The organism is Campylobacter sp. IFREMER_LSEM_CL2151, from assembly GCF_025771725.1.
GTDB lineage: Bacteria > Campylobacterota > Campylobacteria > Campylobacterales > Campylobacteraceae > Campylobacter_D > Campylobacter_D lari_C.
The window spans coordinates 225,230-247,539 of the sequence record NZ_JAKMQT010000001.1; the positions used below are offsets into that span (position 1 = coordinate 225,230).

The 22,310-nt window shown below is 30.3% G+C and carries 17 protein-coding genes and 1 pseudogene; 11 read left to right on the forward strand and 7 right to left on the reverse strand.

All coding sequences use genetic code 11. From position 1 onward, the window contains the following. Positions 1-695: 695 nt before the first annotated feature. A pseudogene (locus L8V82_RS01200) lies at positions 696-2,624 on the forward strand (DNA translocase FtsK); the annotation flags it as partial. Here L8V82_RS01200 and mltG read toward each other — a convergent pair. Continuing rightward, positions 2,625-3,578: an endolytic transglycosylase MltG gene (gene mltG, locus L8V82_RS01205; RefSeq protein WP_047208315.1), complete on the reverse strand. Its 954-nt coding sequence runs from the start codon at positions 3,576-3,578 to the stop codon at positions 2,625-2,627. Here mltG and L8V82_RS01210 point away from each other — a divergent pair. From L8V82_RS01210 to L8V82_RS01255, 10 genes are all read left to right on the forward strand, one after another. Beyond that, positions 3,565-6,066, forward strand: coding sequence for an AsmA-like C-terminal domain-containing protein (locus tag L8V82_RS01210; RefSeq protein WP_263723717.1), 2,502 nt, complete (start codon positions 3,565-3,567; stop codon positions 6,064-6,066). The genes mltG and L8V82_RS01210 overlap by 14 nt on opposite strands. 18 nt (positions 6,067-6,084) lie before the next feature. After that, complete coding sequence (locus L8V82_RS01215; protein WP_263723718.1) at positions 6,085-6,981, forward strand: malate dehydrogenase; 897 nt, start codon at positions 6,085-6,087, stop codon at positions 6,979-6,981. Positions 6,982-7,151: 170 nt separating this feature from the next. Next, on the forward strand, positions 7,152-7,466 hold the full coding sequence (locus L8V82_RS01220; RefSeq protein ID WP_039628359.1) for a 2-oxoglutarate:acceptor oxidoreductase, delta subunit: 315 nt from the start codon (positions 7,152-7,154) through the stop codon (positions 7,464-7,466). 8 nt (positions 7,467-7,474) lie between these two features. Then, positions 7,475-8,599, forward strand: a complete 1,125-nt coding sequence (locus tag L8V82_RS01225) for a 2-oxoglutarate synthase subunit alpha (protein ID WP_214127234.1) — start codon at positions 7,475-7,477, stop codon at positions 8,597-8,599. A 1-nt stretch (position 8,600) separates the two neighbouring features. Further along, positions 8,601-9,446, forward strand: coding sequence for a 2-oxoglutarate ferredoxin oxidoreductase subunit beta (locus tag L8V82_RS01230; RefSeq protein WP_115645582.1), 846 nt, complete (start codon positions 8,601-8,603; stop codon positions 9,444-9,446). Next, on the forward strand, positions 9,443-10,000 hold the full coding sequence (locus L8V82_RS01235; RefSeq protein ID WP_039618370.1) for a 2-oxoglutarate:acceptor oxidoreductase, gamma subunit: 558 nt from the start codon (positions 9,443-9,445) through the stop codon (positions 9,998-10,000). Before L8V82_RS01230 ends, L8V82_RS01235 begins: the two co-directional genes overlap by 4 nt. 83 nt (positions 10,001-10,083) lie before the next feature. Further along, complete coding sequence (locus L8V82_RS01240) at positions 10,084-11,793, forward strand: acetolactate synthase large subunit (protein WP_263723720.1); 1,710 nt, start codon at positions 10,084-10,086, stop codon at positions 11,791-11,793. Continuing rightward, positions 11,790-12,257, forward strand: a complete 468-nt coding sequence (gene ilvN, locus L8V82_RS01245) for an acetolactate synthase small subunit (protein WP_039628356.1) — start codon at positions 11,790-11,792, stop codon at positions 12,255-12,257. Before L8V82_RS01240 ends, ilvN begins: the two co-directional genes overlap by 4 nt. Then, positions 12,254-13,213, forward strand: coding sequence for a UDP-3-O-(3-hydroxymyristoyl)glucosamine N-acyltransferase (lpxD, locus tag L8V82_RS01250; protein ID WP_263723721.1), 960 nt, complete (start codon positions 12,254-12,256; stop codon positions 13,211-13,213). Before ilvN ends, lpxD begins: the two co-directional genes overlap by 4 nt. Beyond that, on the forward strand, positions 13,206-13,430 hold the full coding sequence (locus tag L8V82_RS01255; protein ID WP_263723722.1) for a hypothetical protein: 225 nt from the start codon (positions 13,206-13,208) through the stop codon (positions 13,428-13,430). Before lpxD ends, L8V82_RS01255 begins: the two co-directional genes overlap by 8 nt. Before the next feature lies 1 nt (position 13,431). Here the strand turns inward: L8V82_RS01255 and ccsA are convergent, their stop codons facing one another. The 6 genes from ccsA to ftnA all read right to left on the reverse strand — a co-directional run bounded on the left by ccsA (position 13,432) and on the right by ftnA (position 22,268). After that, the gene (ccsA, locus tag L8V82_RS01260) at positions 13,432-16,131 is read right to left on the reverse strand and encodes a cytochrome c biogenesis protein (RefSeq protein ID WP_263723723.1); all 2,700 of its coding nucleotides are present in this window, start codon (positions 16,129-16,131) and stop codon (positions 13,432-13,434) included. Between the two features lie 9 nt (positions 16,132-16,140). Then, positions 16,141-16,740 (reverse strand): SoxW family protein, encoded by a 600-nt coding sequence (locus tag L8V82_RS01265; RefSeq protein WP_263723724.1) that lies wholly within the window; start codon positions 16,738-16,740, stop codon positions 16,141-16,143. A gap of 56 nt (positions 16,741-16,796) precedes the next feature. Beyond that, the gene (locus L8V82_RS01270; RefSeq protein ID WP_412175306.1) at positions 16,797-18,815 is read right to left on the reverse strand and encodes a rhodanese-like domain-containing protein; all 2,019 of its coding nucleotides are present in this window, start codon (positions 18,813-18,815) and stop codon (positions 16,797-16,799) included. A 95-nt stretch (positions 18,816-18,910) separates the two neighbouring features. Further along, positions 18,911-20,848, reverse strand: coding sequence for a cytochrome c family protein (locus tag L8V82_RS01275; RefSeq protein WP_263723726.1), 1,938 nt, complete (start codon positions 20,846-20,848; stop codon positions 18,911-18,913). A gap of 183 nt (positions 20,849-21,031) precedes the next feature. Continuing rightward, positions 21,032-21,667 carry a helix-turn-helix transcriptional regulator gene (locus L8V82_RS01280; RefSeq protein WP_039668429.1) on the reverse strand — a complete coding sequence of 212 codons (636 nt, stop codon included), beginning with the start codon at positions 21,665-21,667 and terminating at the stop codon, positions 21,032-21,034. Between the two features lie 106 nt (positions 21,668-21,773). Next, on the reverse strand, positions 21,774-22,268 hold the full coding sequence (ftnA, locus tag L8V82_RS01285; RefSeq protein WP_012661514.1) for a non-heme ferritin: 495 nt from the start codon (positions 22,266-22,268) through the stop codon (positions 21,774-21,776). Positions 22,269-22,310: the final 42 nt, after the last annotated feature.

The window sequence follows — 22,310 nt, forward strand, 5'->3', positions numbered from 1 at the left end:
AGCGTAGATTTAGTGTAGCTATCTTTACTTGCATTTTTGCTTCGCTTATTTTTGCTTCAGCATTTTTGCAAGATAAAGGTTATATAGCTTCTGCTATGTTTGTGATTTTAGATGGACTTTTTGGAAAAATAGGTAGCTTAATCTTGGTGATTTTGCTTTTAACTTTTGCTTTTAGTATTTCTTTTCCGCAAATTATCAAAGAAGTGTTTAAAATAGATCTTGATTTTGATTTTTATTTAAAACTTGAAACTTTAATTAAAAATAAAATTTTTGGCTTTTTTGGTGGTGATAAGTATGAAAATGAAACCAAAGAAGAGCAAGAAAAACTTAAGCAAGAGCTTTTAATCAAAGAGAAAAAAGAAGAGCCCATTAAAAAGGAAGATCTATCAAAACAAGAGACTCAAGAAAATAAAAAATTCAATCTTGAAGATTTGAAAAACCAAGAATTAGAAGAAGTGATAATTAGCGAAGAGGATAAAAAATTAAGCTCAAGTTATATTCATGAGCTTTCAGAGCCTATCGCAAGTTTTGCTCAAAAAGCTAGTCAAATAAATATAAAGGAAGATGAAATGACCCCTGAAGAGTATTTGTCAAAATATAAAAATAATAGTGAAGATATTTATACTCAAACTTTAAAAAGTAAAAATTTAGATGAGCCAAGTTATAAAAGACGTAATATGGACTTAAATGAAAACAAAGAAGAAGTGATAGAAGAAAATTCTTTATTTGCCAAAGAGCTTAAAGAGCGTGAGCAAATGCTGCAAAAAGCTAAATTACTAGAAGAGTATAAAGCTTTACAAAAAGAAAAAATTTTAGAAGAACTTAATGAGGATTTTAAAAAAATTGAAGAATTAAATGCTATAGAAGCACAAAAAGAAGCTGAGTTTAAAAAAATTCAAAATAAAACTAGCTTTTTAGGGGTAAAAGATTTTAAAGATGAGGATTTTATCCCGCAAAATGAAGTAAAAGAACTTGATTTTAGTGAAGATGATTTTACTAAGCCTGTTAGTATAGAAGAACTAAGAGGTAAAAGAAACTATGAAAGTCCTTTTGTAGTAGAAGAAGTGCAAAATGAAGTTAAAGAAGAAAAAGTTCCATTTGAAATTACTCAAGAGCCTATAGTAGAAGTAGTAGAAAATAAAACACACCATTCTATCGCTAATGAAGTGAGTGAAAATAAAGCTTTATTAAAAGATCTTGACTTTGGAAATTTTGAAAAACCAAAAGATTTTTCTTTGCCACCTTTAGATTTTTTAACTATGCCAAAAGAAGGCAAAAGTGAAATCAATGAAGAAGAAATCGATAGAAAAATTTATGATTTACTTGAAAAATTAAGACGTTTTAAAATAGGTGGCGATGTAGTTAGAACTTACACAGGTCCTGTTGTAACTACTTTTGAATTTCGTCCAGCAGCAGATGTTAAAGTAAGTAAAATTTTATCTTTACAAGATGATTTAGCTATGGCTTTAAAAGCTCAAACTATAAGAATTCAAGCTCCAATTCCAGGTAAAGATGTAGTGGGAATTGAAGTTCCAAATGAAAAAATTGATACGATTTACTTAAGAGAAATTTTAGAAAGTGAGGTATTTAAAAATTCTAGCTCACCTTTAACCATAGCTTTGGGTAAAGATATAGTAGGCGATCCTTTCATCACAGATCTTAAAAAGCTTCCTCATCTTTTAATAGCAGGAACTACAGGAAGCGGTAAAAGTGTGGGAATTAACTCTATGCTTTTATCTTTGCTTTATAGAAATTCACCAAAAACTTTAAGACTTATGATGATAGATCCCAAAATGCTTGAATTTAGTATTTATAATGATATACCACATTTACTTACACCGGTAATTACTGATCCTAAAAAGGCGGTAAATGCTTTATCGAATATGGTAGCTGAAATGGAGCGCAGGTATCGTTTGATGGCTGAAGCAAAAACTAAAAATATAGAAAATTACAATGAAAAAATCAAAGAACAAGGTGGCGAAATCTTACCATTTATCGTAGTGATTATTGATGAGTTGGCTGATTTAATGATGACTGCGGGTAAGGATGTAGAGTTTTATATAGGTCGTTTAGCGCAAATGGCAAGAGCAAGTGGAATTCACTTAATTGTAGCTACGCAACGCCCTTCAGTAGATGTTGTTACTGGTGTTGTAAAAGCAAATTTACCAAGTAGAATTTCTTATAAAGTAGGGCAAAAGATAGATTCTAAGGTTATTTTAGATTCTATGGGCGCTGAAAGCCTACTAGGGCGTGGAGATTGTTTATTTACCCCTCCTGGTATGAGTGGTTTAGTGCGTTTACATGCACCTTTTGCAAGTGAAAATGAAATAGAGAATATAGTAGAGTTTTTAAAAGCTCAACAAGTAGTGGAATATGATGAGAGTTTTTTAAAAGATGATAGCCAAGATGGAGCTTATAAAAGAAGTGAATTTGATGATGGGGATTTAGATGAGCTTTATGAAGAGGCAAAGGCTGTGATCTTAGAAGATAGAAAAACTAGTATTTCTTATTTGCAAAGACGCTTAAAAATAGGTTACAACCGCGCAGCAAATATCATAGAACAACTTTCACAAACAGGTGTTTTAAGTGAACCTGATGCAAAAGGGCAAAGAGAAATTTTATAATCAATTTCTTATTGCCTTATTATGATCTTTTAAAGTAGAGGTAAAAATATGCTTATTGGTTTTTTTATCTCTTACAAAGTATAAATATTCTGTTTTAGCAGGAAAAATGGCTGCCTTAATAGCTTCAAATGAAACATTACACACAGCTTCTTTTGGTATGCCATTAAATTTATAAGTATTATAAGAACTATTATCTGATCTTATTCTTTGTGGAGTAATTTTTTCATGAGAGTATTTTCCATAATTTAATGTTCCATCCATTTGAAGCTTCATACCTTTTCTTAAACGATTTCTAATCACAGATGAAACTATAGGCATTTCTTCATTGCTCGCTGCTTCTTTTTGTATAATGGACGCTATAATGATATACTCATGCCATTTTTTTTCATTATATTCTCTAAAAATTTTATAAGAAAGTTTTTTAAATTCATTTGTAGAATAAGCTAAAAGATATTTTACCAAAAGCTCTTCTGTGATACCTTTTGGAATTTTATAAGTTTCAGGAAAAAGCATACCTTCTTTAAAAGGACTTTGTTTGTAAAATTCTTGCATTAAAGTCTTGGCATTTAAATTTAATTTTGGTGCTAATTCTTCAAAGAAAATTTCAGTCGTTTCTCCAGGAATTAAAGTAATAGTTTCAAGCGCTGCTTTAGCAACGGTAAGCTTATGTAAAAATTCAACTCTATTTAATTCTTTTGTGCCTATATTTATCCAGCCAGATTGCGGATGGCCCAAAAAATATAAAGTATATTTATCAATACTGCTCATTTTATAGTTATTTTTATCTAATTGCGTTATAATCTTGCTAACAGAACCTTGTGGTATAAAAACTACAGAGTTTGTTTTTATAGGTAAAAGTAGATAATAAAAAATGGATAAAAGAAAAATTAAAATCAAATCACAACATATTAAAAAAATTCTTAAATTTTTAGCATTACCTATGATACTTTTCATTGCTTTGTTTATTTACCTCAAAAATGGAATTTACATAGAAAAATTAGAATTTTCTTCTATTAATTTGGAGAAATTATATATTAAATTAGATAAAAAACTCATTTTAAATGCTAAAAAAGTCGTAGTAAATTCTCAAAGTCAAAGTACTCAAAATGAAACTAGCGCAAGTAAAGCTGTGCAGCTTATCAAAGATGTAAAATATATTTATTGGTTTTTTCAAGAAATCAATATCGATGAAATACTTGTTAATAACTATCCTGTGGAGTTAATTTATAAAAATAATCTATTCTTTGTAAATAGTAAAAATCTTTTAGTAAAAGTGAATTTAAAAATTAGTGATAAAAATATACAAGCTAATATTGATAATTTTCTTTTAAAAGATCATAACCTTAGTATAGTCGGCTCCTTGCTTATCAATCCTAAGACAAAATTTTATACTTTTAAAGGTAAAATTGATAGTGATTTTTTAAGAAGTGATGTTAAATTTTCACTCAAAAGAGAAGAGATTGCTTATGAATTAGAAAATATAAGCTCAAATAACATTTCACAAATTTTTGATATTTTAGTAGAAAATGGAGTGGATTTACCTTCTAATCTTGCTCTTTGGGTGGGTGGTAAGGTAAAGGCTGATTTTTATTTTATAGAAAAATTAACCGGTTTTGCAGATTTTGGAAAACATAGATATTATTTAAATGATATCAATGCTAAAGGTTATGTAAATAATTTAAAAGTAGTTTTAGATAAAGGAATAGATCCTATCGTAAGTCCTTTTGTAAGACTTGAATTTGCAAAACAAAGACTTGATTTTATTTACGATGAATTGCGTTTTAATAATTATGATTTAGCTCAAAGTCAAATTTATATAGATAATATGCTAAATGAAAAAGCAGGAATTTATATACGCATTAAAAGTGATAATGCTAGAGCTGATTATAGGGTTAATAAAATTTTGCTTTTATACGATATAAAATTACCATTTTTACAAAATAATGGTGTCACAAAGACTGATTTAACACTGAAAATTCCTTTTGATCATCCTGAGAAAACTACTTATAATGGTAGTTTTAATATTATTAATTCAAATATAAATATAAGTGATTTTAAGATAGCTCAAGCAAATCTTACTTTAAAAAAAGATAAGCTAGATATACAAAATGCAAGTGTGCAAAGTAGTATGATTAACGGTGATTTTAATGCAAGTGTTAATTTAAAACAGAAAAAAGGTGATTTTAAAACCTTTATAACAAACTTAGAATTACCACAAGAGAGCTTAAAAATGGAAAATAAAATTCTTGATTTAAGCCTTGATTTTGACAAAAATATTAGTTTATATAATAAAGAATTTACTACAACTTTAAATTTTGATAAAGGTATGTCTGTTTTTGTTGAAAAACTTGCAAAATATAAAAATTATTCTAAATTAATGCAAAAAAATAAAGTGCATGATGGTGAATTATCTTTAAACACTTTAAATTTCCAAGATTTTAATGTAGATATTAATAATACTACTTTTGAATCATTTTTACTCTATAAAGATAACAATCCTTATGAATATGATAGTTTTAGCATAAAAATAAAAGGTGATGATTTTAATTTAACTAGTGCAAGTGGTAGTGTTTTTGCACAAAAAGATAATGATGATGTGAATATTACTTTAAATAATATTAATTTGTTAATTTCTCAGCAAGATACGGAAAATACTTTAGATACCCTTGAAAATTCAACTTATAATATTAGCGGGAAAAATATAGATTTAATTTTGAAAGATTTTAATAAAACCTTAGATTTTGATCAATTTGACGCTAAAATTAAAAAAGATTACGTGAAAGCTTGGGCAAATAGAAATGAATCTAAATTTGATTTTTTGCTTAAAGAAAATCAAATGCAAATTAGAGCTTTAAAAATGGATGATGATTTTTTAAACACTTTTATGCGTCAAAATGTTTTTGAAAAAGGTGAGTTTAATCTTTATATAGATGGTAATAGTACTGATTTTTTTAAAGGTAAGTTCTTATTTAAAGATACTTATTTAAAAGATTTGAAATTCCATCAACAGCTTTTAAGTTTTATTGATACCATACCTAGTTTGCTTTTATTTAAAGCTCCAACTTTTAATGAAAAAGGCTTTAGTGTTGAAAATGCTGGTATAAGTTTTAACCGTAAAAAAGATCTTTTTGAGATAGACGCACTTAATTTTAATGGCGATAGTGCAGATGTGCTAGGTCAAGTTAAAATCAACTTAAGAAATAATCAAGTAGATGGTTTATTAGAGCTTAGAACGTTAAAATCAGCAAGTTCAGTTATTTCTAAAGTTCCTATCATTAATCAAATCATATTAGGCAAAGATAGACAAATTAGCACGCAAATTAAATTAAGCGGAACAGTAGAAAACCCTGAATTTAAGACCCAGCTTATTGCACAAAGCTTGCAACTTCCTTATCATTTAATTAAAAATATTTTTGAATTGCCGGCTAATTTAGTGAAATAAATACAAAAAGGAGAAAAAATGAAAATCACCATCATAGGTGCAGGAAATGTTGGTGTAAGCACTGCTTATGCTTTGATTTTAAGGGAGTTGGTTGATGAGCTTGTTTTAATTGATATTAATAAAGATTTGCTTTTTGCTAGAGAATTAGAATTAAGTCAGAGTATAGCTGCTTTTAATTTTGATATTAAAATAACTTGCACAGATGATTATGCACATTCAAAAGATTCTCAAGTGGTTGTTTTTAGTGCGGGAGTAGCTAGAAAAGAAGGTCAAAGTAGAGATGAGCTTTTTGCTATTAATTCTAAAATTATGCTTGAGTGTGCAAAAAATATTAAAAAATTTAATAACGATCCTTTGTTTATCATAGTAAGTAACCCTGTGGATTTTTTACTTAATGCTCTTTATGAAAGCAAATTATTTTCATCAAAAAAAATCATTGCCATGGCAGGTGTTTTAGATAATGCTAGATTTAAATATGAAGTGGGTAAAAAACTAAATATAAAAACTTCTTATATAGATACTAAGCTTATAGGTTTTCACAATGATAGCATGGTTTTAGTAAAATCTCAAAGTAAAGTGCAAAATAAAGCATTAAATGAGGTTTTAAATGAATATGATCTTGCTCAAATTGAACAAGAAGTTAAAACCGGTGGTGCTAAAATTATAAAATATTTAAAAACTTCAGCATATTTAGCCCCTGCAAGTGCTTGTGTAAGAATGATAGAAGCTTTAAAAAGTGGAGAATTTTTACCAATATGTGTGATTTTAGATGGAGAATATAATATAAAAGAAAAAGCTTTTGGTGTTATGGCAAGGATTAGTCTTGATGGGGTACTTGAAATTTTGGAGTTACAGTTAGATAACCAAGAGCAAAATATCTTAGAAAATTCTCTCATTCAGTATAATTACAAATAATTTTTAGGAGTTTTTTACTCCTAATGTTACTTTGCGTTATAAATATTTATTTGTTTTGCTTTATATTTTAAATAATATTTACTCATATTATAAATTCGCTATAATAAAAAGTTTGTTTTAAAGATAACTTTTAATAAAAAATCATTGAAAATAACAAAAATTAGAAAGGAATTTTAATGGTAGCCCCAGAAAATACACCGGTTTGGGTTGATGAAGCAAGATGCAAAGCTTGTAATATCTGTGTTAGTTATTGTCCAGCTGGAGTTTTAGCAATGAGAGATGAAATCAGCGCAGTTTTAGGACAGATGATAGAAGTGGTTCATCCTGATTCTTGTATAGGCTGTAGTGAATGTGAAAGTCATTGTCCTGATTTTGCAATTTTTGTTGCTAAAAGAGATGAATTTAAATTTGCAAAACTTACGCCAGAAGCTAAAGAAAGAGCACAAGCTATTAAAGAAAATAAATATAAAAAATTAAACGCATAGGAAAAATAATGAGAGAAGTGATATCAACAGGTAATGTTTTAGTAGCAAAAGCTGCGATTGATTGTGGCTGTAAATTTTTTGGTGGTTATCCAATTACCCCAAGTTCTGAAATAGCACATGAATTAAGTCATATGCTACCAAAAAATGATGGTACTTTTATACAAATGGAAGATGAAATTTCAGGTATTAGTGTGGCTTTGGGTGCTTCTATGAGCGGGGTAAAATCCATGACAGCAAGTAGTGGGCCTGGAATTTCTTTAAAAGCTGAGCAAATTGGTTTGGGTTTTATAGCTGAAATTCCACTAGTAATTGTAAATGTTATGAGAGGTGGTCCATCAACTGGTCTTCCAACAAGAGTTGCACAAGGAGATTTATTTCAAGCAAAAGCTCCAACACACGGAGATTATGCAAGTATAGCTTTAGCTCCTGCTTCATTGGAAGAAGCTTACACTGAAACCATTAGAGCTTTTAATCTAGCTGAAAAATACATGACACCAGTATTTTTGCTTTTAGATGAAACTATAGGACATATGAATGGTAAGGCAAAATTACCTGATTTAGAAGAATTAGAAATTATTAACCGTAAAAAATTTACGGGCGATAAAAAAGATTATAAACCTTATGCAGCAGGGGAAAATGAAGCTGCTACGCTAAATCCTTTCTTTGAAGGTTATCGTTATCATATCACAGGGCTTCATCATGGAGATATAGGTTTTCCAACTGAAGATGGAGCGATAGTAGATAAAAATATAAAAAGATTATTTGGTAAAATCAAAAATAATACCGATGAAATTTGCACTTATGAAGAGTTTATGTGTGATGATGCGCAGTTTTTAATCATTGCTTATGGAAGCGTTGCAAGATCTGCCAAAGAAGCTATCTTAAGACTTAGAGAAGAGGGTTTAAAAGTAGGGCTTTTTAGACCTATTACCCTTTATCCAGTAGCTGAGAATAAAATAGCTCAAGTAGTATCTAAATTTGAAAAAGTTATGGTAAGTGAGCTTAATATGGGGCAATATTTAGAAGAAATTCAAAGAGTAAGTAAAAGAGATGATTTTATTAGCTTGCACCGTGCAAATGGTCGCCCTATAACCCCAAGTGAAATTATTGCTAAAGTAAAGGAGAATATGTAAAATGGCTTTTAATTATGATGAATATTTAAGAGTAGATAAACTTCCAACACAATGGTGCTGGGGTTGTGGGGATGGCGTTGTTTTAAAAGCTATTATTAGAGCTATTCAAAAACTTGGCTGGAATATGGATGATGTTTGCTTAGTTTCTGGTATAGGTTGTAGTGGTAGAATGAGTTCTTATGTAAATTGTAATACAGTGCATACTACCCATGGTAGAGCTATTGCCTATGCAACAGGGATTAAACTAGCAAATCCTAAAAAACATGTAATCGTAGTAAGCGGAGATGGTGATACGTTAGCAATTGGTGGAAATCACACCATTCATGGATGTAGAAGAAATATAGATTTAACCCATATTTTAATCAATAATTTTATTTATGGGCTTACAAATTCACAAACTTCGCCAACTACCCCACAAGGCTTTTATACTGTTACTGCTCAAGCAGGTAATATAGATCCAAATTTTGACGCTTGTGAACTTACTAAAGCTGCTGGGGCTTCTTTTGTAGCAAGAACAAATGTTATAGAAGCAAATAAGCTTGAAAATATCATTTTTAAAGCTTTATCGCACAAAGGTTATAGTTTTGTAGATGTATTTTCAAACTGCCATATTAATCTTGGTAGAAAAAATAAAATGGGTGAAGCTGTAAGCATGCTTGATTGGATTAAAAATCGTTGTGTTGAAAAGTCTAAATTTGAACAATTAGACTATGAGCAAAGAGCAGATAAATTTCCTACAGGAATTTTACACCAAGATGAAAGCAAGGTAGAATATTGCGAAGCTTATGAAGAAGTTAGAAGAGCTTTAAAAGAAAAAAGAATGGTTGATTTAGGAGCATTAAAATGAAATATCAATTAAGATTTTGCGGTGAAGGTGGACAAGGGGTTATCACTGCAGGTGAAATTTTAGCTAAAGCTGCCATTAAAGAAGGACGTAATGCTTTTAAAGCTTCTACTTATACTTCTCAAGTTAGAGGTGGGCCAACTAAGGTTGATATCATCATTGATGAAAATGAAATCTTTTTTCCTTATGCAGTAGAAGGTGAAGTTAGTTTTATGCTTTCAACTGCTGATAAGGGTTATCATAGTTTTAAAGATGGTGTTTGTGATGGTGGTGTTATAGTTGTAGAGCCAAATTTAGTTCATCCAAGCAAAGAAGATTATGCTAGATGGAAAATTTTTGAAATTCCTATTATTACTATAGCTAAAGAAGAAGTAGGTAATGTAGCTACTCAATCAGTTGTTGCTCTAGCTATTGCTGCTTATATGAGTAAATGCATTGATATTGATGCATTAAAACAAACTATGCTTGATATGGTGCCTGCAAAAACTAAAGAAGCAAATGCAAAAGCTTTTGATTTAGGTATAGAATACGCTAAAAAAGCACAAGTAGTTTCTTGATTTTTCAAGAAACTCTCCTTATAAAATAATATTTATTAAATTATCGTTATAATATTTTCCATTTTAAGCAAAAAGGTAAAATAATGAAAGAGCTAAATGGCTCGCAAATGATTTGTGAAGCATTAAAAGAAGAAAATGTTAAAGTAGTTTTTGGTTATCCTGGTGGTGCGGCTTTAAATATTTATGATGAAATTTATAAGCAAACTTATTTTAAACATATCCTAGTTAGACACGAGCAAGCAGCCTTGCATAGTGCTGATGCTTATGCTAGAATGAGTGGTGAGGTTGGTGTGGCAGTAGTTACAAGTGGACCTGGTTTTACTAATACAGTTACAGGTTTAGCTACTGCTTATAGTGATTCTATACCTTTGGTTTTAATTTCAGCTCAAGTTGCAAATTCTTTAATAGGAACTGATGCTTTTCAAGAAATTGATGCTATAGGTATTTCAAGGCCTTGTGTAAAGCATAATTATTTAGTAAAAAATATTGAAGAATTACCTAAAATTTTAAAAGAAGCTTTTTATATTGCTACAACAGGTAGAAAAGGGCCTGTGCATATTGATATACCTAAAGATGTTACTGCCGCTATAGGTAAATGGCATTATCCTAAAGAAATTTCTATGAAAACTTACAAGCCAACCTATAAAGGAAATATTAAGCAAATTAAAAAATTAGTAAGTTTGATTAAAAATGCTCAAAAACCTTTATTTTACCTAGGTGGAGGTTGTATAGCTTCTAATGCTAGTGATGAGTTGAGGGAATTAATTCATTTTTGTCAAATTCCTGCAGTTGAAACCTTGATGGCTCTAGGGACTTTAAGAAGTGATGATGAGCTTAATTTAAAAATGGCAGGTATGCATGGGAGTTATTGTGCAAATATTGCTTTAAGTGAGTGTGATTTACTCATTGCTGTGGGCGCTAGGTTTGATGATAGGATTACTGGTAAAACAAGTGAGTTTGCCAAGGGTGCAAAAATCGTTCATATTGATATAGATCCAAGCTCTATTTCTAAAATCATCGAAGCGCATTTTCCTATAGTTGGGGATATTAAAAGTGTTATTTTAGATACCTTAGAAGAATTAAAAAAAGAAAGTTTTGATAATACAAAATACCAAGAATGGTTTAAAACTTTACAAAGATATCAACAATTATATCCTTTAATCTATGAAGATAGTGATGAAGTTTTAAAACCTCAATGGGTTATAGAAGAATGTGCTAGATTAGCTCCTGATGCAAGGATAATTACTGATGTAGGGCAACATCAAATGTGGGTAGCGCAATTTTATCCTTTTAATTATGCAAGACAACTTGCAACAAGCGGTGGGCAAGGAACTATGGGGTATTCTTTACCGGCTGCGCTTGGAGCTAAATTAGCTGTGAGTGAAGAAGTGGTTGTAAATTTTGTAGGTGATGGTTCTTTTTTAATGAATATACAAGAGCTAATGACAGCAAGTGCTTATGGAATTAAAGTGATTAATATCATTTTAAATAATTCTTTTTTAGGCATGGTAAGACAATGGCAAAGTATGTTTTATAAAGAAAGATTTTCTAATACAGATTTAACAAGCCAACCTGATTTTGTCACTATTGCTAAAGGTTTTCATTGTGAGGGTTATAATGTCTTTAGTAAAGAGGAATTTCAAAAAGCTTTCAAAGAAGCCTTGGAATCTAAAAAAACTTGTGTTTTAAATGTAGCTATAGATCGTTATGAAGATGTATTACCTATGGTACCTGCAGGTGGAGCAATTTATAATATGATTTTACCTAGTTATAAAAACAAGGATAAAAAATGAAAAGAAGAGTAATTTCTGTCATTGTATTAAATGAGCATGGGGTATTATCACGCGTTGTTGGGCTTTTTTCAGGACGTGGCTATAATATAGAATCTCTTACAGTTGCACCACTTGATGATAAAGAATTCTCAAGGATAAATATTGTCACTTTAGGCGATGAAAAAGTTTTTGAGCAAATTATTAAACAACTTCATAAACTCATACCTACTTATAAGGTGATTGATTCTAGTGATTTTATAGAAAAAGAAACAGCTTTGGTAAAGATTGCTTTAAATGAAAATTTTGCAGGCTTAGATGCTATATTAAAAGCTTATAATGGCAGTGTGACTTATAGTGATGATGAGTTTATTATAGTAATGGCAAGTGATAATGCAAAAAATATCGATAACTTTTTAAAAACCATGAAAAAGTATAATCCTATTAGTGTTGTTAGAAGTGGTTCTATTTTAATGGAGGTAAAATGAAAATTAGTGAAATTGCTAAATTTTTAGGCATAGAATATTGTGGAGATGATATAGAAATTACAGCTTTGAATTCTTTGAATAATGCAAGTTTTACTGAACTTAGTTATTGTGATGGAGAAAAAAACTCTAAAAAAATCGCAAGTAGTGGAGCTGGGGCTATATTAATCTCAAAAGAATTTGAAAATTTAGTTTCAAAAGATTGTATTAAGCTAGTTGTTGATAACCCACATTTATCTTTTGCGCTTTTAAGTAAGCTTTTTGCTAAACCTTTAATCTCTAGTGAAAAAAAACAATCTAATATTGCCAAAAGTGCTAAGATTATGCCAAATGTTTATATAGGCGAAAATGTCCAAATAGCTGATCATGTAGTGATAATGGCAGGTGCTTATATAGGCGATAATGTAAGTATAGGTGAATATACTATAATCCATCCAAATGCTGTGATTTATAATGACACTAAAATAGGTAAAAAATGCCATTTGCTGGCAAATTGTGTTATAGGTAGTGATGGCTTTGGTTATGCGCATACAAAAAATGGCGAGCATTATAAGATTTATCATAATGGAAATGTTATTTTAGAAGATTTTGTAGAAGTTGGAGCTTGTACGACTATTGATAGAGCAGTTTTTGAAAGTACTATCATAAAGCAAGGTACAAAGATTGACAACCTCGTTCAAGTAGGACATAATTGTGAAATAGGGGAGAATTGTCTTATAGTAGCTCAAAGTGGAATTTCGGGTTCAAGTATTTTAGGTAAAAATGTCACTATGGGTGGACAAAGTGCTACAAGTGGGCATTTAGAAATAGGAGATTTTGCCACCATAGCCGCAAGAGGCGGGGTCACTAAAAATTTAGAAGGTGCTAGGGTTTATGGTGGTTTTCCTATTATGCTTCAAAAAGATTGGTTGAAATTTCAAGCAAAAATTATCACAGCTTTTAGGGATAAACATGAGTAAAAAAATATTTAAAACTATAGAATTACATGGTAGTAAAAGTGGAGAAATAAGTCTTTGTAATCTTTCTAATCCTTATGGTGTAGGAAGTAATGATGTCTTAAGCATAGGTGTGGCTTTAAAAAAGGAAAATGGAATAGATTGGAAAGTTCATATTCCTTATGAAAATTTAAAAGATCTTATCCTAGCACTTCAAGAAATAGAAAAAAACAAAGCCTAGTTTAAAAACTAGGCGTATTTAAATCCCGTTTTCTTCCTGCGCTAATAATTAAAACAAAATTAAGCACAATCAAAACATATATAAAAGTTGGTATAGGGAAGGCGTCACCATTTGCATAAGAATGAAGCCCAGAGAGATAAAAATTTACTCCAAAATAAGTCATTAATATACTATAAAAGGCTAAAACACTAGCACTTGCAAAAACAAAAATAAAATAAGTTTTGAAAATAAATCTTAAATGTAATACCATGGTATAAACTACAATAGAAATCAAAGCCCAAGTTTCTTTTGGATCCCAACCCCAATATCTTCCCCAGCTTTCATTAGCCCAAACTCCGCCTAAAAAATTTCCTATTGTAAGCATTGCAAGCCCTATTATCATGGACATTTCATTAACGCAGTGTAGTTTGGTGATGTTTAAATCTATATTTTTATTTTTACCCCTTAAAGCAAAAAGAATTAAACTCAAAATCCCTATAATAAAACAAAGTGCTAAAAATCCATAACTTGCTGTTATAATAGAAACATGAATATTAAGCCAATATGATTTTAAAACAGGTATTAGATTTCCAATTTGAGGATCCATAAAGCCAAGATGAGCTACAAAAAGTGAAATACCTGCTAAAAAGCTCGCACTACATAAAGCTAAAAGTGATTTTTTAAAAAATATCACAGCACTTATCACACAAGCAAAAGCTATGTAAATCATGCTTTCATAAGCATTACTCCAAGGAGCGTGCCCACCTACATACCAACGAATGATTAAAGCTAGTGCATGTATGATTACACACATACTTAAAATGATGTAAAAAAATCTATATACAAAGGCAGATAAAGAAATATTTTTTAATATAGTATAAAAACTTAAAAAGAAAAAAACTAACGCAAAGCTAATATAAACAAAAGTTAGATTATCAAAGATATTATAATGATTAAGCAGTATTTCAAGATCTAATCTTTCTTTTGGTGGTAAAACACTGCTTCCATAATGATTTTGAAAGTCTTTTAAGGATTGTAAAATTTCATTTGCATCTTGCCATTGATTATTTTCAACACCATTACGAACTTGTAAAAAATAGCTAACTAAAAGCATTTGTAAACGTTCTACATCTTCTTTTGCAAAAGGTAAAATTTGCACCGGAGAATACCACTTTAAACTTTGCTCATTAATATCAGGAAAAATAGTTAAAGCTTGACCACTATAAATATAATATGCATGATTTATTTTTTCATCTAAGGCTAGCAAATCTTTATCAAAGCTAGTTCTTAGCGAGGGCTTTTTGCGGTTAGCTTCCTCAACATAATTACTAAGTTTATATATCCCATTATCAAACACATCATCAAATGCTATGTATTTTTCATTTATATCTGCACCTATTAATTCTCTTAGTTTGCTTGTTTTTGTAGCTATCATTTTGATTTTTCTAAATTCTTTAGGATAAATCATCATAGCTAGAAAAATTTGATCATAGTGAAGATTTAAAAATTTTTCTTTTTGAGTGATTTTATAAACAAACTCCATTGCCAAAGTATCTAAAGGTTTGATTCTACCATTATGATCTTGCACAAGTAATTTTGCAAAATTTAAAGAATGCTCATAGGAATTCTTTTGTAAATTTGAGAGTAAATTTAAAATTTCATTTTTATTTTCTTGTGCAAAAAGCGGAGTTTGTAAATTTGCAAAAAGCAAAATAAGCAATATAAAACTTTGGCCTTTTTTTAAATAAACACTTAAACGATGAAATCTTGAGTTTTTATCAAATAAAACCCATAAAAATCCTAAAATCAATAAAGTATAACCTATATAAGTAGGGATTTTACCAGGATCTTTATTAACTGAAAGTATAGTGCCTTGCTCATCTTGATCATAAGAGCTTTGAAAAAATCTATATCCACCATAATCAAGAACATTATTCATAAAAATATCATAATCTAAGTTAATATTATTTTGCTCATCTATGATTTGAATTTTTGAAGTGTAAGAAGATGGACTCATAGAGCCTAAATAACGCTCTAGTATAAAATCTTTTAAGTGTAATGCAAAAGGAAGCTTAATTTCTCTTGGTCCCCAATTGATAGTAAAATCTTTTCCTTGTAAGTTAAAATGCACTGCTTGTTTGTTTGTAAAATTTGGATTTAAGATTATTTGTGTATTTGCTTTTTGATAAGTAATATTTAATTTTAAGCTAGCAGGTGTGATAGAATCTTTTTGTGGAGTATATTTGATAGAGCTTATGATTAATTTTTCGCCATTTAGGTCTATAGTTTTTTCAAAATGCTTTTGAGTTAGCGGGGTAAAGCTAATAGGAAATTCAAAACTAGCATTAGTATCAAAATCAGTAATTTTTATAAATTCTTCTCTAGTAACTATGGTGTTAGAATTTTGATTTTCTCTTATATGCATTCCACCTTCTAAGCCAAAATATCTAGTAAGTCCAGCACCGATTAAAATCACTATAAAAGATAAATGTAAAAGTAAGATAGAGTATTTTTTCTTTTGAAAAAGCTTGTTATAAAATATCACTCCGATTAAATTTAAACCTAGTAATAAATGCAACATATCAAACCAAGCATTATTATAAATCAAAGCTTTAGCTGCGCTAATACCAAAATCATTTTCTATAAAGGTTGCTACAGCGCAAGCTATAGCATATATGCTCATTAGCAAAAAACTCATTGCAAAAGAAAAAAAATACTGCATTTTTAACCTTTAAATATTATTTTCTTTATAAAAATGTATAAGTTTTTGTGCTATGGTTGCTTCGTCTAAATTTTGATTTTCTTTTTGGTTTAAAAACTCCATTGTGGCGCTTAATCTTTTTGCGCTAATAAAACCAGGATAATTTAGCAAAGTTTGGCTGTTTTTGTTTAAAATTACAATAGTAGGGGTGGCTACTATATCATAAATACTAGAAAGTTCAGCTGTACTTAAGTCGCTTTTATGGTTTTTATAAAATGTATGAATTTTTTTATAGCTTATATTTATATAATATGAGCTGTATTTTTCTTTTATAAGTTCTTGTATTTTTTTATCATTTTTAATCTCTTCTTTTAATTTATCACAATAAAGGCAGTGATTTGCGCTAAAAATGATTAAAATATTTTTATCATCACTTTTTATATTTGTATTATCTTTAAATAAATGAGCTATTTCTTCATAAGATTTTTTATCTAAATCATTTGCTTTTTGTAAATTTTCTTTAGAAAATTGTGTGCCATTTGAGATTAAATTAGAATCAAGTTTTTCTTCATTAGAACAAGCTGTAAAAAAAATACTTAAAAAACTAAGTGTGAGTATTGTTTTAAACATTTAAAATCCTTGAAAAAGTTAGGAAAAGTCCTTATTCGCTATTATAGCGAATAAGGTTATAAGATAGTGTTAAAGAAAGTATAAAGCATTAAAAATAAAAATACCAAACCAGTGATTAGCATTGCAAATCCTGCAAGTTTAGCTAGCCATTGATATGCTTTGAAATTACTTTTATTTTCATATAAAGTGCTTAATTTTCCACTTTCTTTTAAGCGTTTATACCATACGCTTCTTTCTTGTTTAATCTCTTCTTCGCTAACATTTCCTGAGAAAATCACCATATCCATAGGGAAGCGATCTGCTCTAAAATGTGTATTAAAGAAGTGAATTGCAAAAATAAATCCTGTAGCAAGTAAAGCTTCATCAGAGTGAAGTAGGGTTGCTAAATTGATTGCTTCACCTGGTAAAAATTTACCAAAGAAAGCAGGAAACCATAAAATAAGCCCTGAAATACCAATAATAAACATACCCCAAAATACTGCTAGATAATCAAATTTTTCCCAATAAGTCCAGCGGTCAAATTGCGGTCTTGGTCCAAAACCAAAAAACCATTTAAAATGATCTTTCATATCTTTAAAATCTTGCCAATTTGGCATTAAAGAATCAGGACCAAAAGTAGCTTTTAAAACTTTCATAAAGCTTATTTTGCCAGTGATTGGATCTCTTGCTACATCACGGCGTTTCCAATTTACAATGATGATTTCTCCAATGTGAGAGAAAAATACTGCAAACATTACTATAGCTGAAATATGATGTATGGTTGCTGCATTAATGATATCTCCACCCATTAAATCAATCATAGGTTTAGCCCACGCTGAATCATAGAATTTTTGTGGTAAGCCTGAGAACGCAAGACCCAAAAAGCTAGCTGCCATAAAGAAATGCTGAATTCTATGGAAAGTGCTAAATCTTCTTATTCTTACTTTATCTTCATGTGCTGCTTTTCTTGCTTCTTTCCATTCTTTAGGATATTTTATACGCATAGCAATTAAACGCAAGCACCAAAGTATAGTATGAGCTCCAAAGAAAACAAATACAGAAATTACCAAAATAGTCATAAATATATAAGCACCATGTAATCCAGGATATTTTTCTCCATCACTATGATCAGCATGTGCCATCCAATTTACGAAATTTTCATTTGCATTTGGGTGACATGTTTTACAAGTTTGAACACGGTTTATTGGCGAGAGAGTTGAGCTTCTTTCACTTGATTTTAAAATATTGTGTTTGCCATGACAATCAGAACAAGTAGCAACACTTGGAGTTTCACCTGGTGTGCTTAATACCATACCTTTACCATGGAAAGTCATATGAAAAGTTGTGCTTTTTTGTTTATGACATTGTGCGCATTTTTGATCGACTAATTGTTTTTGTGAATAAATTCCTGAATGTTTTGGGGTAACATGAATAGAGTGACAAGTCGCACAAGATGGTTTTTCTTTTTTCTTTTGCATATCTTGAGCAGGTAAGAACTTTTCTACTCCATGAGCGCTTTTTGCCAAAGCATTGCTTGCTTTTTCATGGCAAGTTGCGCATTTTTGATTGATTAAGTTTTTACTTGCTGCAATATCAGCTCTAATGCCTTTACCTTTTTGAGCATGACAATCACGACAAGATGGGGTATTGCTAAATTTAAATCTTGAGTGGATAGTATCTTTAAACTCGATAATTTCTTTAGCTTTTTCCCATTTAACTGTGTCTATTTTTTCAACTTTTCTACCTGAAGTTATCCATGATTCAATGCCATCAAGCATTACAACAGAGTTCTTATAGCCAAGTTCTATAGCAACTGCAGCAGCTTGAGAAGCTTCAAATCTAAAACGATTTAAACCATAAAATACTAAATTTGCATTTTTGTCATTAGGTAGTAAATTTTGCCAATTTTCCACATAGGTTGATATGGAATTAGGTATATAGCCATTAGCTTGTCTATCTTGCTCTGAGTTGACATCAAAAAAATAAGTATTATTTTGATCTAGCATTTCTTGAGCTTGCGCTAAGCTAATGCTTTTTACACCTTCTATTGAGCCTATTTCTCCATTAGCCTCAGCAAAAATAAATCCTGATGGCATAAAAAGAGTAAAAAGGACAATAAAAAGTCGAGTGATTAAATTTTTCAAGACTAGCTCCTTATTTGAAGGAAGAATTTTTCATTCTTCCTTTGTTTTTATTTACCATTTAGGATATTTTGTGCTTCTTGGATATAAATTAAAGCTTCTTCTATGATTTTCTTAGAATAAGCAGGTCCATGAACACCCCAAGAACCATCTTTTTCTAGTCTATCAGCTATGGCTTGAGCTTGATTAGTTAGGCTTAGTATTTTTGATTTTTGCTCTATTGAAAGTTTGGTTTTTTCAGCAAAAGTTTTATCAATATTTGCTATGCCTTTTCTAATTTTATCATAGCCTTCTTTAACAGGGTTTTGCCACTGCATTACTTTATCATAAATCATTTCTTGATTACTAAAGTGAAGTTTTTCAGGCAAGGTTGATTGCACAGGGCTATGACAACCACTTGCGCCAGGACCCATTAGATTAATATCACTAAAACTAGTTCTACCACAACTCCACATTAAATCAAGGAAAAATCTACCCTCATCATCTCTAGCTATAGTCCAACCACCAACTTTAGGCGATCTTTCTTTGCCTTCTGGTGGGTTAAGTGTTTTTGCGGTTTTGTCTACTTTGATATTCCATATATGAGAGGCTCTAACATTGTCAAATCCACCTTTATCAGGGTTTTGAACTGCTCCAAAGTTTTCACAACTCATCATATTTGGCATGTGACAAGCTGTACAGCTATCTTTTGCGTGAATTCCGCCTTTTTTGAAAAAGCTAGCTTGGGTTTCATGACAATCTTTACAAGTTTTTTTAAGTTTTGTTTTAGTATAACCGCTTTTCCAATCATTAAAAGTTACTTCGTGTGGATCATGACAAGTATTACATCTCATACCCTTATCATAGTGTGCTGAAGAATACATTTGAGCACCTTCTGTACCACATGCAGGACAACTTGATTTAAAATACGCATTGAAAGGTTTTCTAGGATTGATTTTAGCATCAGCTTCATTATATGAAAATCTTTGATGACATCTTTCACAATTTGATGGCATACCCGCACCTCTTGCTCCATAAAGATGTGCTCCAGCCCCATGGCATTCCTCGCAAGTAATACCTTTTGAGATGGTATGTTTTTGAAGTTCTTTTGGATTGCCTAGTGCTTTGTAAAATTCTTCCTTACTCTTAAAATCAAATTTAAAAGTATGACAGGTTTCACAATATGCAGTAGCAGGTTGGAAAACTGCTTTTTCTTTATAAGTTGCAGCATAAGAGTTTGTTCCCCATACTTGAGAGCCGTTTCCTCCAAAATCTTCCATTTTAGTAGGAAAACCAGGTGCAAAAGCAGCTATTTTTTGTGCCATTTCAGGAGTTAAAAACTCACTCCAAAGTCTTGAGAATTGATTGCCTCCAGCGGTTAATTTACCACTTAAATCACTCAAATTTCCATCTTCAACATGGTAAGTTCCGCGCACAAGCCATCTATCTATAAAACCATATTTTGTTCTTGGTGTTCCAATGAGAGCATAAACATCATTTGGATAAATTCCATCAGGTAAAATAGTAGCTTGAGAGTTATACATAGGTTTTTTTAAACCTTCAGCTCCGCCAACTTCTTCCATTTCATGCGGAAAACGCACGGTTTTTGCATGGCGAGAACGCTCCCAAGAGGCATATTGAGCAGGGTGACACTCACCGCATTTTTTTGGACCTACAAATTTGTTTGGAAAATCCAAAAAAGATTCATAAGGCAAGCGGTAAGTAATAGAAGCTTGTTTTAAATCATGCTCAGCAGCAAATTTAGCTCCATTTTGATTTAAAACCCAGTTTTCAGTTCTATCGCTATGGGTAAATTTACCCACCAAACGCCCTTCTTTTTCATATTTAAAAATAGGGTGATGTTTGTAAAGATAGTCAAAAAATGCATCTTCTTGGGCTACATAACCATCAAGGGTTCTAGGCTCTGAAGAAGCAAAAGCTTGCGAACTTAAACTTATGCCTAAAGCTAAACAGGCATAGGTAGCAACCTTAGCTAATTTGTGTTTCATAACTTCCCTTTCGCGTGTTTTGTTAAAAGATAAAAATACTCTTATTTATTATCTATTAACTATTAAAGTATAATTGTGACTATTTTTTAATAAAAATTAACTTAAAAATATACTTATATTTATTTTTTGTTAATTTAAATAATAAAAATTATCATATAGAAAAAAGAAGTTATTTGCTAAATACTAAATTCTACTTATAGTCCCTACTACCTTACCCACGATTAAAAAATCGCCATTTTGATAATGCACATCTGCATAACTTAGATTAAAAGAGTGTAAATAAACTCCGCCTTTATTGCTTTTAAAAATTTGTTTGATGAATAAACCATCTCGAGTATTTACCGCAAAAACTCCGCCTTCTTTAAAGCTTTTGCTTTTATCTACTAAGCACAAAGAATCATCTTTGATTTCAGGCTCCATGCTATCGCCTATACATGGGATGATATCGCAATCTTTTGAGCCAAAAAAATCACTGAGTTTTTCATCTATAATCACTTCTGAAAAACTCACATTATCATTTAAAGCTCCACCCCCCATAGAAGCATTAACATCATAATATTTTAAGACATTATAGTTTAGATCAAGTGTTGGAGTATTGCTCTCAAGGGAATCTTCATAAAAAAATGCATTGATGTTGATATTTCTTTCATTTAAAAAATGAAGTATTTGCTTATAAGGTATGGAATTTCTAAATTTCATACTATAAAAGGTATCTGGATTAATATTTAGCATTTTAGCTACATCAGAATCTTTGGCATTTTTTATGCCTTCTTTTTGGAGTATAAATTTAAGTTTATCAGTAATTTCATTCATTTGCATAAAAATCCTTTTAAATAAAAAGTATTTTAGCAAATTTACTTTTATTTTGCAAGAATTCTTTTAAATTAAAAGATATTTAGCTTCCAAATTTACGGAAGCTAAAAAATTATTTATTAATTAAGCTTTTGATGTATTGATCTACCATATATAAGCCATTGCCATTATCGCTTATGAGTTTGATTTTATCTACTATACCTCTAAAAAGCGCTTCTTCTTCGTGCTGTTCGCTTACGTACCATTGCAAGAAATTAAAAGTTGAATAATCTTTACTTGAAAGCATAAAATCTACAAGATTATTAATAGAAGCGGTAATGCTTTGCTCATGCTCGAAAGTTTTTTCAAATACATCAAGTAATGATTTAAAATCACTATCAGGTTTTTTAACTTCTTTTAACTCTACTTTAGAATCAGTTTCATTTAAATAAGTGATGAGTTTTCTTGCATGATCACTTTCTTCTCTTGCATGCTCAAACAAAAACGCCCCCGCACCATCAAAGCTATGCTCATAGCACCATGAACTCATGCTTAAATATAAATTTGCTGCATACATTTCTTTATTGATTTGCTCATTTAATAAAGCCACTACTTCTTTAGAAAGCATTTTTTCTCCTTATGAATTATTTTTGTTATATTAGTTAGAACT